Here is a 14,865-nt window from a genome sequence, read left to right on the forward strand (position 1 = left end):
AGCACCCGTCGTTTACCCTGCCCTTCCCACTGCCGGAGCCCTGCCATGCGCCCCGACCTGCAACTGGCCCTGATCGGCTACGGCCTCGCCGGCCGCGTCTTCCATGCACCGCTGATCCAGCACACCCCCGGGCTGGCGCTGCACAGCATCGTCAGTTCACAACGCGACACCCTGCTGCGTACGTTCAGCGATGTGCACGTGCGTGCCACGCCGCAGCAGGTATTCGATGATCCGGCCGTGGATGCCGTAGTGATCGCCACGCCGAACGAACAGCACGCGCCACTGGCCATCGCGGCGCTGGCGGCAGGCAAGCATGTGCTGGTCGACAAGCCGTTCGCGCTGGATGTGGCCGAAGCGGAAACGGTGCTGGCTGCGGCACGCGATGCCGGGCGCATCGCCACCGTGTTCCAGAACCGGCGTTTCGATGCCGACTTCCTCACCCTGCAGTCGCTGCTGGCCGAAGGCAGCTTGGGCGACGTGGCCGAGTGCCACGCGCACTTCGACCGTTACCGTCCGCAGGTGCGCGACCGCTGGCGCGAACAGGACGGGCCCGGCAGTGGCCTGTGGTACGACCTCGGTCCGCACCTGCTGGACCAGATGCTGGTGCTGTTCGGCTGGCCCGAGGCAATCGATGCCGACCTGGCCGTGCAGCGCGAAGGTGGCGGCGGCATCGATTACTTCCACGCGATACTGCACTACCCACGGCATCGGGCGATCGTCCACGCCGGTTCCCTGGTGGCAGCGCAGACGCCGCACTTCAGTGTGCATGGCAGCGCCGCCAGCTGGATCAAGCACGGCCTGGACGTGCAGGAGGCGCAGCTGCGCCGCGGCGTGGCGCCGGGCGCACCAGGCTGGGGCCTCGATCCGCGGCATGGCGAGCTGGTGCGCTGCGATACCGAAGACAACGTGCAACGCAGCACCGTCGACAACCTACCCGGCGACTATCGCCGGTTGTATGCGCAGTTCGCAGCGGCGATGCACGGCGAGGGCGAAGCCACGGTCAGCCCGGTGCAGGCGCTGCAGCTGATGCGGTTGCTGCAGGCCGGCATGGACAGCGCGCGCGAAGGGCGCCGGATCGCGTTGGGGTGATCGGCAGGGCTGCGCCCTGCACCCGCACAAGCGGTAGTGCCGGCCGCTGGCCGGCAACCTCAACAGCAACGGCAAAAAACGGCTACCCGTGAGATGGCGGACCCACCCCGCCTTCGACAGTTATCCGCGCCCGACGGTAGGTGTCGACCTTGGTCGACACGTCAACGTGGAAGCGATCGGAGCAGGCTTCTGTAGAGTCGAGCCATGCTCGATTGGCTGCCTGGGGCCGGATCCCTTCGGCAACGCCGAAGGGCTCTGACCCCACCGCAGTGCTTACGACTTCTTGATGGCGTGGCCACCGAATTCATTGCGCATCGCCGACAGCAGGCGGTCGGTGAACGAATTCGATTCGCGCGAGCGCAGGCGTTCCAGCAGCGACAGCGTGATCACCGGCGCCGGCACATCCAGCGCGATGGCTTCGGCCACGGTCCAGCGGCCTTCGCCGGAATCCTCCACGTACGGGGCAATGCCATCCAGCGAAGGATTGCGCTTGAGGGCTTCGGTGCTCAGGTCCAGCAGCCACGAACGCACCACGCTGCCGTGGCGCCACACCTCGGCCACCTGCGCCAGGTCCAGTTCCATCTCCTGCTTGCGCTCCATCAGCGCGAAGCCTTCGGCATAGGCCTGCATCATTCCGTACTCGATGCCGTTGTGGACCATCTTGGTGAAGTGGCCGGCACCGGACGGGCCGACGCGCCCCCAGCCACGATCTTCGGCCGGGGCCAGCGTGCGCAGCAACGGTGCGATCTGCTCCACCACCGACGCTTCGCCACCGACCATCAGGCTGTAGCCCTCCTGCAGGCCCCACACGCCACCGCTGGTGCCGCAGTCGACGTAGCCCAGATCATCCTCGGCCAGCGCCTTGGCGCGGCGGATCGAGTCCTGGTAGTTGGAGTTGCCGCCGTCGATGACGATGTCACCCTCGGCCAGGTGCGGGGTCAGCTGGCCCAGCGTCTGGTCGACGGTTTCGCCGGCCGGTACCATCAGCCACACCACGCGCGGCACCGGCAGCGCGGCCACGGCGGCGGCCAGCGAATCAACCACCTCCAGGCCGGCCTCGGCGGCGCGCTGGCGGGCGCCTTCGCCCGGGTCGTAGCCGACCACGCGGTGGCCGCCGCGATGCAGGCGCTGGGCCATGTTGGCGCCCATGCGGCCGAGGCCGATCATTGCAATATCCATTGTTTCACCTTCAGTTGGGGTCTAGGGTCAGGCTGCCTGGCCTGCCGGTAGCCGCGCAGTGGCGCAGCTGCGCCTCGCGCCAACGCCGGTAGAGCGTGGTATGCAGATTGTGCACCGCCAGGTCGATTGAAAACGGGGTTCGCGGGTTGCGATCGAGCAGGCGGGCGACGTGGTAGCCGATGGGACGTATACCGCGTGGATGCACATAGATCACGAACTGCTGGTAGAACGGATCGTCCAGCAGCTGGTCCATGCGCGCGAGCGTGTCGTGGTAGCGCGGCGCCAGCCGTGCGCGCAACTGCGGATCGCGCTCGAACAGCAGGCGCTCGAAGTAGCGCTGGCCGATGCGCGGGATGTCCTGCGCCAGGTTCCAGAGTTCGGCATTGCGCTGGTCGTACCAGGCCAGGCCGCCGTGCTGCGCCAGGGCCTGCGCAGCGCCCTCGCCCACAGTGACGACCACGAAGTTCTCGGCCTGGTTGCTCAGGTCATCCAGCGTACCGTTGTCGTACACATGTTCGATGAAGCCGGGCACACCCACGAACGCCTGCCGCCCCATCGCCGAGGTGCGCACCGCCTTGCCGTCGGCGAAGAACTCGCCCGCGTGCGCGCCAAGCAGGATGCTGTCGGTGGCGTGCAGCGCGAGGAAGGTGCCGATCGACAGTTCATCCGCTGCGAACTCCGTATCGAACGCAGCATCGCCATACAGCTCGCGCTGGGTGGCCAGCTGCGCGACCTGGCGGCCGACACCGCACTCGGCGCGCACGGCACCGCTGTAGAACGCCTGCAGCGCATGGCTGTTGCCCGCACTGGGCACGAAGCCACGGCCGAAACTGCGCGTACGCTGCCAGCCCTGTGCCGGCGCGCCGCGCAGACCAAAGCCGATCCAGCCCAGTTGCGGGCCGGAGAAACGGAACGTGGCATTGCCCTGCAATGCCGAGGTCGCGCGCCGCGTGGCCGCCCCCAGCTCGAAGGCATAGGCGCAGACCGTAGCAGGGTCTTCCAGCAGCTGCTGCAGCAGTGCCTGTAGTTCGCCTGCAGGCAGATCCGCCGGCCAGCGTACGCGCAGGTCACCCGCTGCCTGTGCCGCGGCGAGCGAGGAACGCGTACACACCGGGCCCTTGTGTACCTGCGGTGCACGCAGCTCGGCATCCTCGAAGCGCCACCCCAACCGCTGCAGCAGACCCTGCGTACAGTCCGGGGATGGCGCTGCGACGACCCACGCGGGCGCCAGCAGCAGGGCTGCAATCAGCCACCTGCCGCGCACGCTCAGCCCTGGTCCGTGACCGCCGGTGCGGGTGCGGGCTCCGGTGGCGCCGCCGGCGATGGCGACGGCTTGCCCGCCGCGGCCGGCAGGTACTGCTGCAGGCGCTGGAAGAAGCGACGATAGAACTCGGCATCGGTGACCGTGCTGCTGGCCACCTTCACCAGCGAGTCGTCGTTGCTGCCGAAGGGCAGCGATACCGAACCCAGCGCTCCCACACCGACACTGGCCGAGGTCGGGCTCTTCTTCAGCGCGTAGCGATCCTGCACTGCGCTGACGAACACCAGCGTCTGGCCGCCACGCGGGGCGCAGGAGATGCGCAGCACCAGCTGCTCATGGTCATCCTCGCGCGGCTGGAAGTTCTTGTTGCCTTCCACCTGTGCATCGTCGGAACGGGCGATGGCATAGCCCTGGCTGAGCAGCGTGCGGCGCGCCGCTTCGCAGGCTTCGCCCGGGCGCCCATCGACCGTGCGCGAGAAGGTATCGCCGGAATCGAAGGACTCGCGCAACACGGTGCTGTCGGCGGCACGGCCACCGCAGGCCGAGAGGATCAGGGCGCTGGTGAGCGCCACGGCGGCGCTGGAAAGACGGGAGGCCCGCATGGGTACTCCTGCGAGAACGGAAGCACCAAGGGTAGTCCCACCCCCGTGTGCGGCAGGTCGACATACCCTCCCACGTTGCTCCCGGTTCATGCACGAAAAAGGGGACGGAGGGAATTAAGTCGTTTGTGCCACAAACGACTTAATTCCCTCCGTCCCCTTTTACGCCGAGGGGCCGGCAATGCCGGCCCCTGAGGTGTCACATGCCGTGGCCGGCTCAGTCCGCCCAGCGCCCCGCGCCGGTGGACTGCGGCAGCACCTGGGCCGACAGCGGGCGGTCATTGGCCAGCAGATTGACCGCGTCAGCGAGGATCGAGGCCGACTCGCGCAGCAGCGGGTCCGGACGCTTTTCAGCGGCCTTCTCACGGGCGGCATCCTTGACGATGTCGCGCTCGTTGCCGGTCAGGCCATCGTCGCTGCTGTCGTCGGCCAGCGGGTCCAGGGCCAGGCCCAGTTCCTTGCGCTGCACCTGGCGCTCCTTGCGCTGGGCGTCCTGGCGCTCGCGCTCGGCACGACGGGTCGCCTCGTTGAGCGAGATGTACTTCTTCGCGGCCTCGGTGCGGAACTGCTCCACATCCTCGTTCCACCACTGGAATTCCTTGTCAGTGGCGATGCGCGCGTCGTGGCGGGTCTCCAGCTTCGGCAGCAGCGGCGCGAAGTTGCCGTACTGGGTGTGCGGCACGGCGGCGATGCGGGTCCACGGCAGGGCGTTGTCGTAGGTGCTTTCGCCGAATTCGGTGGCATCGACGCTGGCCGGGAAGGCCAGGTCCGGCACCACACCCTTGTGCTGGGTGCTGCTGCCGCTGATGCGGAAGAACTGGGCGATGGTCAGCTTGACCTGGCCGAAGCGCTGGGTTTCGCCGCTCGGCCAGCGATCGAGGTCGACGATGTTCTGCACGGTGCCCTTGCCGAAGCTGGTTTCACCGATCACCAGGCCACGGCCGTAGTCCTGGATGGCACCGGCGAAGATCTCCGAGGCCGAGGCCGAACCGCGGTTGATCAGCACCGCCAGCGGGCCATCCCACGCCACGCCCTGGTTGCGGTCGCTGTTGACGGTAACGCGGCCACCGGACTCGCGCACCTGCACCACCGGGCCCTGTTCAATGAACAGGCCGGTCAGTTCGATCGCTTCATCCAGCGAGCCCCCCCCGTTGTTGCGCAGGTCCAGCACCACGCCATCCAGCTTGTCGTTCTTGAAGCCGGCCAGCAGCTTGGCGACGTCGCGGGTGGCCGAGGCGTAGTCAGCGGCATTGCGGCGACGGCCTTCGAAGTCCTGGTAGAAGGTCGGCAGCTTGATCACGCCGATCCTGCGCGCCGGTTCGCCGTTGGCGGCCGGGATGCTCATGGTCTCGCCCTTGGCGGCCTGTTCGGCCAGGCGCACCTTCTGGCGGGTCAGGACCAGCGTGTGGTGCTTGCCGTCCACGCCCTCGGCGGCCGGGATGAATTCCAGCTTGACCTGGGTATCCTTGGCACCGCGGATCTTGGCCACGACGTCGTCGATGCGCCAGCCGATCACATCCTCGACCAGGCCGGACTTGCCCTGGCCAACGCCAACGATGCGGTCCCCCGGCTTCAGGGTGCCGTCCACTGCGGCCGGACCACCGGCGATGATCTCGCGGATCACCACCATGTCGTCCTGCCGCTGCAGCTGCGCACCGATGCCTTCCAGCGACAGCGACATCGCCTGGTTGAAGTTCTCGGCGGTGCGCGGGGTGAAGTAGTCGGTGTGCGGATCGACAGCGCTGGTGTAGGCGTTCATGAAGAACTGGAAGACGTCTTCGCCCTTCAGCTCGTTGACCGACTTCTCCAGCGTCGCGTAGCGCTTGTCCAGCGTCTTGCGGATGTCGTCCGGCTTCTTGCCCGCCAGCTTCAGGCGCAGCCAGTCGTTCTTCACCGACTTGCGCCACAGCTCATCCAGTTCGGCACTGCTGGCCGCCCACGGAACCTTCTTGCGGTCGTATTCGAAGCGCTCGTCGGTGGTGAAGTCCGGCTCCTGCTTTAGCAGCTTGCGCGCATAGGCCACGCGCTCGCCGACGCGCTGCTTGTAGACCGCGAACACCTGGAACGCCGGCTCCAGCTCGCCGCCACGGATGGCCGAAGAGATGTTGGCTTCGAACGGCGCGAAGCGCGCCACGTCGGCCTGGGTGAAGTACTGCTTGCCGCCGTCCAGGGTCTCCAGGTAACGCTTGAACACGTCCTTGGAGGTGGCCTCGTCCAGCGCGCGCGGGCGGTAGGCGTAGCGGCTGTCGGACAACAGGCCGTACACCAGCTTGGAGGTGGTCACCTGATCGGCGGTGGCCGCCGCGGGCAATGCGGGCGAGTCGGCCTTGGCCGCCAGCGCCAGCGGCGCGACCAGCGCCAGGGCCATCAGGAATGCGGGGGCTTTGAATTTCATTGACGTGCTCGAAGGCGCCTTGCCAAGGGGGAGACTGCAGGGTGTTCAGACACCACGACAGTGCCGAAAGTTGCCGGGTTTGTCATCCGGCCGCGCTCGGTGGAAAACCAGCCTAGCCGGGCCGGTGTAGCAAATTGTGAATGCATGCAGAGCCGAGCCCATGCTCGGCTGGCCGGCAGCAAGCAGCCGAGCATGGGCTCGGCTCTGCGGCAGGCAGAGGTATGCGGACCAACGGTCCGCACCCACCTCAAGAGATGCCGGCGCCCTTGGCCTGCACGTCAGCGTGGTACGACGAGCGCACCATCGGGCCGGACGCCACGTGGCTGAAGCCCAGCGCGTAGCCGTAGTCTTCCAGCGCCTTGTAGTCCTCGGGGGTCCAGTACTTCAGTACCGGGTGGTGATGCGCGGTCGGCTGCAGGTACTGGCCGATGGTGATCATGTCCACATCGTGCGCGCGCAGGTCGCGCATGGTGGCCTTGATCTGTTCGAAGTCTTCGCCCAGGCCCAGCATGATGCCGCTCTTGGTCGGCACGTCCGGGTGCTGTGCCTTGAAGTTCTTCAGCAGGTTCAGCGACCACTGGTAGTCCGCACCCGGGCGCACGTTGCGGTACAGGTCCGGCACGGTCTCGATGTTGTGGTTGAACACATCCGGCGGGTTCTGCGCCAGGATCTCCAGCGCGCGCTCCATGCGGCCCTTGCCACGGAAGTCCGGGGTCAGCACTTCGATGCGGGTACCCGGCGACTTTTCGCGGATGGCGGTGATGCAGTCGACGAAGTGCTGGGCACCGCCGTCACGCAGGTCATCGCGGTCGACGCTGGTCACCACCACGTACTTCAGGCCCATGTCGGCCACGGTCTGGCCGAGGCTGGCCGGTTCGTTGGCATCCGGCGGCTTCGGGCGGCCATGGGCCACGTCGCAGAACGAGCAGCGGCGGGTGCAGACCTCGCCGAGGATCATGAAGGTGGCGGTGCCATGGCCGAAGCATTCGTGGATGTTCGGGCAGCTGGCTTCCTCGCACACCGTCACCAGGCGGTTCTCGCGAAGCTTGGCCTTGAGGTTCTGCACGGCGTTGCCCGAGGGAATGCGCACGCGGATCCACGACGGCTTGCGCAGCACCGGCGCGTCGGCGAACTGCACCGGCGAACGGTTGATCTTGTCACCGCCCAGCTGCTTGACCCCGGCCTGCAACGGCGCGGCGGACGGAGAGTCGCCCTGCACGATCTGCAGGGGAATGGAACGGGCGGTGGTTTCAGTCATGGCAGTTCCGGGGGGCGGTCAGGCGGCCGCAGAAAGATCGGGCAGTTCCGGCGTGTGCTGCAGCAGCAGGCCGAACTGGCGGGCCAGGTGGTCCAGCAGCACCGGCTTGACGGCATCCAGCCCGGAGGGGCCGCCCAAGTCTACCACCGAGGTCACCTGCAACCCCTGATAGCCACAGGGGTTGATGCGGTGGAAGGGTTCCAGGTCCATGGCCACGTTGAAGGCCAGGCCATGGAAGGTGCAGCCGCGGCGCACGCGGATGCCAAGCGCAGCGATCTTGGCGCCACCGACGTAGACGCCCGGGGCGCCCTCGCGGCGTTCGGCGCCGATGTTCCACTCGGCCAGGGTATCGATGAGGGCCTGCTCGATGCGGCACACGTAGTCGCGCACACCGATGCCCAGCCGCGGCAGGCGCAACAGCGGGTAGACCACGATCTGGCCGGGCCCGTGATAGGTCACCTGGCCGCCACGGTCCACGTGCAGCACGGGGATGTCACCCGGCGCCAGCACGTGCTCATCCTTGCCGGCCTGGCCCAGGGTGAACACCGGATCGTGCTCGACTACCCACAGTTCGTCGGCGTCGGCGTCGCTGCGCTGGTCGGTGAAGCGCTGCATGGCGCGCCACACCGGCTCGTACGCCTGGCGGCCGAGGTCGCGGACCACCGCCGGACGCGGCGCGCGGTCTTCCGGGGCGGCTTCGGCCGGGCAGCTGTCGGCTACAGCGTCCACTTCACTTCCGGGTGGTCGCGCAGTGCCTGGTGCGCCAGGTCGTACTGCTCGCGGCTCTCGGCCTTGAACACGATGCGGACGGACACGTACTTGCCGTTGGACGAATGCTTCCAGCTGATGCGTTCGTTCACCACATCGATGCCGGCAGCCAGCAGCAGACGGGGAAGCTCATGCTCCAGGCCGCGGTTGGCCGGGCCCATGGCGCTGAGCTCGAACTGGCCGGGGAACTGGAAGCCGTGGTCGGGGTTGTCGGACTTGATTTCCATGGCCCCATTATCGGGCCGCAGGGCAACAAACCCAAGAGTATTCATCAACGTCAAAGACAGCACTGGCGGCCTGCTGCGTTGCAGCTGGCCCAAAAGCGCGGGCGGAGAGCCCAACGGCAGCTGACTGGTTCTTTCGGCCCCTCACTGACCGGGGCATCGTGCGCGCGGCCTGCAGTCGCCTTCACGCCAGGCCTGCGGCGCGTGCGCGGGTAACGAATTGTGTCCGCCGGACAATGTTGTTTTCGGAACAGACAAGTGATCCCAACGTGCTCGTTCCGGCGCGCGGGCACGAGTACCGTAGCGTTGCAGAAAACGACAGAAAACCGCCCCCTTCCCCATGAGCATTCCATCCATGCATAGTGTCGCAGCCCTCGGGCTGGCCGGCCTGCTGGCCTCTGCCCTCCCCTTTGCCGCCCAGGCGGCCGAACAATGTGGCCCGGACGCGATGCGCGATCACCCGCCGCAGGTCAATTTCCGCGTCGACAACGACCTGTTCGGCGGCCGCCACCAGGACCAGGGCTATACCAACGGTGCGCTGTTGACCCTGGTCTCGCCCAATCTGGTCGATTACACCGACGACCCGTGCCTTCCACGCATGGCGCGCTGGGTGAACCAGTACCTGGAAGGCCTGCATCCGGGCAGGTTCGAACAGCAGAACATGATCTTCAGCATCGGCCAGGGCATCTTCACCCCGACCGATTTCAGCCGCAGGGACCTGATCGAGGACGACCGCCCTTACGCGGGCGTACTGATCGCAAACTTCGGTTTCAATGCGCGCAGCGGCGACCGCCTGCAGACCACCCAGCTGACGTTGGGCGTAGTTGGCCCGTGGGCACAGGGCAAGCAGGTGCAGAATGCCGTGCACGAAGTGCTGGGCGACGAGAAATTCAAGGGCTGGGACAACCAGCTGCACAACGAGCCGCTGTTCATGCTGACCCATGAGCGCATGCGCCGCTGGCCGGGTGATGCCAGCATCAATGCCGACGGCTGGGGTTGGGACGCGATCAGCCACTACGGCGGCTCGATCGGCAACCTGGAAACCAAGGCCAACCTCGGCGGTGAAGTGCGCTTCGGCTGGAAGCTGCCGGACGACTTCGGCAGCACGCCGTTGCGCCCGGCCGGTGAGAACACGGCACCGACCCGCAGCGGCCGTCCCAATGGCTGGTCCTGGCACCTGTTCGCGACCTCGGACGCGGCCTGGGTGATCCGCGACATTACGCTGGATGGCAACACGTTCCGCAACAGTCACAGCGTGGACAAGCGCCATGTGGTGGCCTACGGCGGCTATGGCGTGGCCGTGATGTACGGACGCTGGAAGTTCGCCGCTGCGCGTTACCACAGCACGCGGGAGTTCAACGGCCAGCGCCAATCGCCGGTGTTCGGCAGTTTCACCATCAGCCGCTCGCTGTAGGCGAGGGGCTGAGGGTGAAGCGGGTAGGTGCCGACCGTTGGTCGGCACACCGGTTACCGCATCGCTCGCTGCAAGTCAGGCGCTGCAGGTGGTGCCGGCCGCTGGCCGGATGCCGGCAGTTCCGGATGAGTTGCTGGGGAGCCGGCCAGCGGCCGGCTCTACCCCCCGCGTGCGGGGGGAAGCGGCCTTCCGAAACAGAAAAGGCCGGCATTGGCCGGCCTTTTCGTTCACCACGCAAAGGCGTGGATCATTCCGATTCCCACCACATCCAGAAGCTGTCCCACAGGCGCTTGAAGAAGCCGGCCTGCTCGACGGCGGCCACGGCCACCAGCGGTGCCTCGGCGATGACCTTGCCATCCAGCGTGACCTTCACGGTGCCGATCTGCTGGCCGGCAGTGAACGGTGCTTCCAGGGTCTTGGGCACGTCGATGCTCGGCTTCAGATCGTTGTAGCGGCCGCGCGGCACGCTCACCAGCATCGGCTGGGCCACGCCCAGCTGTACCTTGTCGGTGGTGCCCTTCCAGACCTTGTGCTCGGCCACGGCCTTGCCCGGCTCGTACAGGCGATGGGTCTCGAAGAAGCGGAAGCCCCAGTTCAGCAGGGCCAGGCTGTCGTCGGCACGCTGCTTCTCCGACGCACCACCCAGCACTACGGCGATCAGGCGCTGGTCGCCACGCTGGGCCGAGCTCATCAGGCAGTAGCCGGCTTCGGACGTGTGGCCGGTCTTGATGCCATCCACGCTGCCATCGCGCCACAGCAGCAGGTTGCGGTTCGGCTGCTTGATGTTGCCGACCTGGAATTCCTTGATCTTGTTGTACGCGTAGGTTTCCGGGTAATCACGCACCATCGCGCGGCCCAGCAGCGCCAGGTCGTAGGCGGTGCTGTGGTGGCCCTGTGCGGTCAGGCCGTGGGCGTTGACGAAGTGCGAGTCCTTCATGCCGATCTTGGCGGCGTAGCTGTTCATCAGCGACGCAAAGGCTTCTTCGCTGCCGGCCACATGCTCGGCCAGGGCGATCGCGGCGTCATTGCCGGACTGGATCGCCATGCCCTTTTCCATGTCTTCCAGGCGTGCGGTCTGGTTGACCGGGAAGCCGCTGTAGCTGCCGTCGGTACCGGCGCCACCTTCGCGCCAGGCGCGCTCGCTCATCATCACCTGGTCATCTGCACGGACCTTGCCGTTCTTGACCTCGGCGGCAACCACGTACGACGTCATCACCTTGGTGATGCTTGCCGGGGCCAGCTGCTCGTGGATGTTCTCGCCGGCCAGCACCTGGCCGGTGGCGTAGTCCATCAGGACCCAGGCCTTGGACACGCTCGGGGCCGGGGCCGGCGGGGTCGCGACGGTGGCCGGGGCGGCGGCGGCGGCGGCAGGCGCCGGCGTGGCCGGGGTCGGCAGCGGCGTCTGGGCGGAAGCCAGGCCCACCACCAGGGTGGCGGCCAGGGCGGTGGCGGCGGAACGGAAATTCATTGGACAGCAGGCTCCAGGGGACGGCCGGGAATGGAGGGTGGAACGTAACGGCCATTGTAAGGCCGGGGGAGCCTGGGCCGGCAGCACCGGCCCGGGCGGATCAATCCTTGACGATCTGCGGCGAACCCAGGCCCAGACCGGCGATGCGGCCGGCAAGTTCCGCGGCACTGGCATGGTCGGTGGCAGGAACGCGCAGACGGAACAGGGTGCGGCCACCGGCGGCGATGTCGCTGATGGTCGCGCCGACGATGCCGGCAGCGTTGAGCTGGCCCATCGCACGGTTGGCGTTGTCGCGACTGGAGAAGCTGGCGACCTGCACCATCACCGCGCCCACCACCTGCTGCGACAGGCTGGGTGCCGCCGGCGTGGCGGCGACGGTGCGCACGGGTGCCGGCGCGACGGCGCGCGGCGCGGCGCTGGCGACTGCAACCGGCGCCGGTGCGGTGCTGCGCAGCGGTGCACTCGGCGGCAGGCTGCTGACCGCCACCTCCGGCACGGTGCTGGCCACGCCCTGGGTGGTGGCCGGCTGGCCGCGTGCCGGCATGCCATCGGCCGGCAGGCGCTTGACCAGGCGATCGATATCGCTGTCGGCAGTGGCGCGCGCGGTCGCTGCCGGGCGTGCACTGGCCACCGCAGCTGCCGCTTCGGCGGCACGACGCTCGCGGCGGGACGGCTTCTGCGCCAGCAGGTTGCTCTCGCCCGGCTGCAGCGCGCGCACTTCCACGTTGCCGGTACCGCGCTGGGTGATGCCCAGGCGCACGGCGGCGGCATAACTGAGATCGACCACGCGACCATCGTGGAACGGGCCGCGGTCGTTGACGCGCACGATCACCGACTCGCCATTGTCTAGGTTGGTCACGCGGGCGAAGCTGGGCAGCGGCAGCGTCTTGTGCGCGGCGGTGAACTGGTACATGTCGTAGACCTCGCGGTTGGAGGTCAGGCGGCCATGGAACTTGGCGCCGTAGTACGACGCGGTACCGCGCTCGACATAGTCGTGGGTATCGTCGAGCACCTTGTACGACTTCCCCAGCACCACGTACGGCGACTTGTTGCCGATCGCCGAGCGCTCCTCGGCGGTCACTTCCGGCTCGGGAATGCAGGCCACGTTGGGAATGTAATCCGGCGTGCTGTCACGCACGCCCGGCTTGTACAGGCCACCGGCAGTGTAGTTGCCGCGGGTGCTCAGGTCTTCCTTGGCCGCCGCGTACGGTGACCCTTCCGGGCAGTGTGCCGGGCGCGAGCCACGCCCCTGCACCAGCGTGCCGCCGGACTTGCCACCATGGCCGGCCGTGGCCGGCTTCTTCGGCGCGCTGCTGCAGGCAGCCAGCGCGAGGACGATCAAGCCTGGGACCAGCCATCTGATGTTCATGCCGGGGGCAGCTCCTGTCCGGCGATGGCCTGGGACAACTGGAACACGGCCATCGCGTACATCTTCGAGAGGTTGTAGCGGGTGATCGCGTAGTAGTTCTGGAAGCCCAGCCAGTACTGCTTGCCGGTGCTGCCTTCAAGCGTGATCGGCGTGGCGGTGGCGCCCGGCTGCACCGGCGCGCCCGGCTGGTAGCCGCGCTGCGCCAGGTCGGCCATCGTCCAGGTCGGCATCCATTCGGTCGGGTTGAACTCCTCGCGGCCCGGCGCCAGCGTGGCCGGCACGGCCACCTGCCCGCCACGCACCCAGCCGCCCTTCTTCACGAAGTAGTTGGCGATGGACGAGAACACGTCGTCGTAGCTGGTGAACAGGTCGCGGCGGCCATCACCGTTTCCGTCCACGGCGTAGTCGAGATAGCTGGACGGCATGAACTGGCCCATGCCCATCGCACCGGCATAACTGCCCTTGAGCGTGGTGATATCCAGTTTCTCTTCGTGGCCCAACTCGAACAGCTTGGCCAGCTCATCGCGGAAGAACAGCTCGCGGCGCACTTCGCGTTCCAGCTTGGCCGGGTCGCCGCTGCGCGGGTAATAGAACGCCAGCGTGTACAGCGCATCGAGCACGCGATGGCTGCCAGCATTCCTGCCGTAGCTGGTTTCCACACCGATGATCGCGACGATCACTTCGGCCGGCACGCCGGTGCGCTGCTGCACGCGATCCAGTTCGGCGCGGTGTTCGGCCAGGAACGCGCGGCCGCCATCGATGCGCGCCTTGCTGATGAACATCGGCCGGTACTCATTCCACGGCTTGACCCGTTCGGCCGGGCGCGACATCGCGGCGATGATCGGCTGGCGCACCTGCGCCTGGTCGAGCACGCTGCTGATCTGCTCCGGCTTCAGGCCATAGCGCTTGGCGGTATCGGCAATGAAGCGGGCCCGTGCGACCTCGAACGGCACCGGGGTGAGATCGACCGGCGCCGCGGTGGCGGCGGTGGCTTCAGGCGCGGCCTCGGCCGGGCCATGGGCCTTGGCGGCGGGCTGGCGCGGCGTACTGCTGGCCTGGGGCGAAGACGGTGGGGACTTCGGCTGGGTCGCGCAGGCGACCAGGCCGAGGGTGAGCATGCAGGCCAGAGTGCGTCGAATCATCGTCGCAGGTTAGCAGGTCATGGATGAATTAAAACCCCTAACACCATGAATCACAACGATTTGCCTGCGACCAGCGGGAAATGTGAAGGCACCGTGATCGCCCTTCCCCATTCAGATGGAGGTTGCCGGTTGCGTCCCCATCCCCGCAGACGCAACCGGCGACCGGATCCGGTCGGTACCTGCGCGGCTGCCGCTCCCCAGTGGCAGTACCCCGCGCTCCCTGTACCCGTTGGATCAGTACTGCTTCCCGCCCGACGCCCCCTCGCGCTGCAACGATTGACGGCGCGCCGTGCCGAACGGGCCGCCATTGTGCAGGCCGATTACGACAAGTCCATTGATCAAGATCAACGCGGTGTAAAAGTGTGAACCAGCTAGCGTTTTTTGCGGACTTTCGTCAGCGGGCGTGCTGTCGTGCATCGGTGTGAGAACGCTTACACAACGGGCGTTGCGCAGTCAGGAAGTTTCCAGCCAACGGCGCAGCCCCTCGTGGGTGGCCGCGGAAAGCAGTTCATGGGTGGGGCCGGGTAGACGGGCTGCGCAGGGGCCGCTGCAAGTACGTCCATGTAAGCTCGGTCGCCGCATCCATGCGGCTCACGCCCCTGCGCAGCCCCTCTACCCGGCCACGGACAGGTTCCGTGCGCGTCTACCCACGGCGAAGTAAAGAGAAGATCAAAAGCAAAGGCGGCCTGGCGGGTCGCT

Annotated in this window: 13 protein-coding genes; 3 read left to right on the forward strand and 10 right to left on the reverse strand. The window is 67.3% G+C overall.

From position 1 onward, the window contains the following. The first annotated feature begins 45 nt into the window (after positions 1 to 45). Positions 46 to 1,089 (forward strand): oxidoreductase, encoded by a 1,044-nt coding sequence (locus AC5P7F_RS05275; protein WP_111205663.1) that lies wholly within the window; start codon positions 46 to 48, stop codon positions 1,087 to 1,089. Between the two features lie 273 nt (positions 1,090 to 1,362). On the opposite strand, the gene gnd is transcribed toward AC5P7F_RS05275, so the two are convergent. The 7 genes from gnd to AC5P7F_RS05310 form a co-directional block, all read right to left on the reverse strand. Beyond that, a complete protein-coding gene (gene gnd / locus AC5P7F_RS05280) occupies positions 1,363 to 2,268 on the reverse strand; it encodes a phosphogluconate dehydrogenase (NAD(+)-dependent, decarboxylating) (protein ID WP_014648435.1) in 906 nt (301 codons plus the stop codon). 10 nt (positions 2,269 to 2,278) lie between these two features. Then, positions 2,279 to 3,532 (reverse strand): hypothetical protein, encoded by a 1,254-nt coding sequence (locus AC5P7F_RS05285; RefSeq protein WP_164077480.1) that lies wholly within the window; start codon positions 3,530 to 3,532, stop codon positions 2,279 to 2,281. A gap of 2 nt (positions 3,533 to 3,534) precedes the next feature. Further along, positions 3,535 to 4,131, reverse strand: a complete 597-nt coding sequence (locus AC5P7F_RS05290) for a DUF2242 domain-containing protein (RefSeq protein ID WP_164077479.1) — start codon at positions 4,129 to 4,131, stop codon at positions 3,535 to 3,537. A 214-nt stretch (positions 4,132 to 4,345) separates the two neighbouring features. After that, the gene (locus AC5P7F_RS05295) at positions 4,346 to 6,523 is read right to left on the reverse strand and encodes a carboxy terminal-processing peptidase (protein WP_014648438.1); all 2,178 of its coding nucleotides are present in this window, start codon (positions 6,521 to 6,523) and stop codon (positions 4,346 to 4,348) included. Positions 6,524 to 6,770: 247 nt separating this feature from the next. Next, positions 6,771 to 7,781, reverse strand: a complete 1,011-nt coding sequence (gene lipA / locus AC5P7F_RS05300; protein WP_032960206.1) for a lipoyl synthase — start codon at positions 7,779 to 7,781, stop codon at positions 6,771 to 6,773. Positions 7,782 to 7,799: 18 nt separating this feature from the next. Beyond that, complete coding sequence (gene lipB, locus AC5P7F_RS05305; RefSeq protein WP_014648440.1) at positions 7,800 to 8,510, reverse strand: lipoyl(octanoyl) transferase LipB; 711 nt, start codon at positions 8,508 to 8,510, stop codon at positions 7,800 to 7,802. Beyond that, positions 8,498 to 8,776 (reverse strand): YbeD family protein, encoded by a 279-nt coding sequence (locus AC5P7F_RS05310; RefSeq protein ID WP_005411067.1) that lies wholly within the window; start codon positions 8,774 to 8,776, stop codon positions 8,498 to 8,500. Before AC5P7F_RS05310 ends, lipB begins: the two co-directional genes overlap by 13 nt. A 352-nt stretch (positions 8,777 to 9,128) precedes the next feature. On the opposite strand from AC5P7F_RS05310, the gene AC5P7F_RS05315 reads away from it, so the two are divergent. Next, positions 9,129 to 10,187: a lipid A deacylase LpxR family protein gene (locus tag AC5P7F_RS05315; RefSeq protein WP_168708239.1), complete on the forward strand. Its 1,059-nt coding sequence runs from the start codon at positions 9,129 to 9,131 to the stop codon at positions 10,185 to 10,187. Between the two features lie 247 nt (positions 10,188 to 10,434). On the opposite strand, the gene AC5P7F_RS05320 is transcribed toward AC5P7F_RS05315, so the two are convergent. The 3 genes from AC5P7F_RS05320 to mltB all read right to left on the reverse strand — a co-directional run bounded on the left by AC5P7F_RS05320 (position 10,435) and on the right by mltB (position 14,166). After that, positions 10,435 to 11,655 carry a D-alanyl-D-alanine carboxypeptidase family protein gene (locus AC5P7F_RS05320; protein ID WP_014648443.1) on the reverse strand — a complete coding sequence of 407 codons (1,221 nt, stop codon included), beginning with the start codon at positions 11,653 to 11,655 and terminating at the stop codon, positions 10,435 to 10,437. Positions 11,656 to 11,755: 100 nt separating this feature from the next. Then, positions 11,756 to 13,024 carry a septal ring lytic transglycosylase RlpA family protein gene (locus AC5P7F_RS05325; protein ID WP_014648444.1) on the reverse strand — a complete coding sequence of 423 codons (1,269 nt, stop codon included), beginning with the start codon at positions 13,022 to 13,024 and terminating at the stop codon, positions 11,756 to 11,758. Further along, positions 13,021 to 14,166, reverse strand: a complete 1,146-nt coding sequence (gene mltB, locus AC5P7F_RS05330) for a lytic murein transglycosylase B (protein ID WP_032957863.1) — start codon at positions 14,164 to 14,166, stop codon at positions 13,021 to 13,023. Before mltB ends, AC5P7F_RS05325 begins: the two co-directional genes overlap by 4 nt. 45 nt (positions 14,167 to 14,211) lie before the next feature. Between mltB and AC5P7F_RS05335 the strand changes: the two genes are divergently transcribed. After that, a complete protein-coding gene (locus AC5P7F_RS05335; protein WP_414615787.1) occupies positions 14,212 to 14,532 on the forward strand; it encodes a DUF8588 domain-containing protein in 321 nt (106 codons plus the stop codon). Positions 14,533 to 14,865 lie beyond the last annotated feature (333 nt).

Source organism: Stenotrophomonas sp. YJH_SMC_105-26 (genome assembly GCF_059368915.1).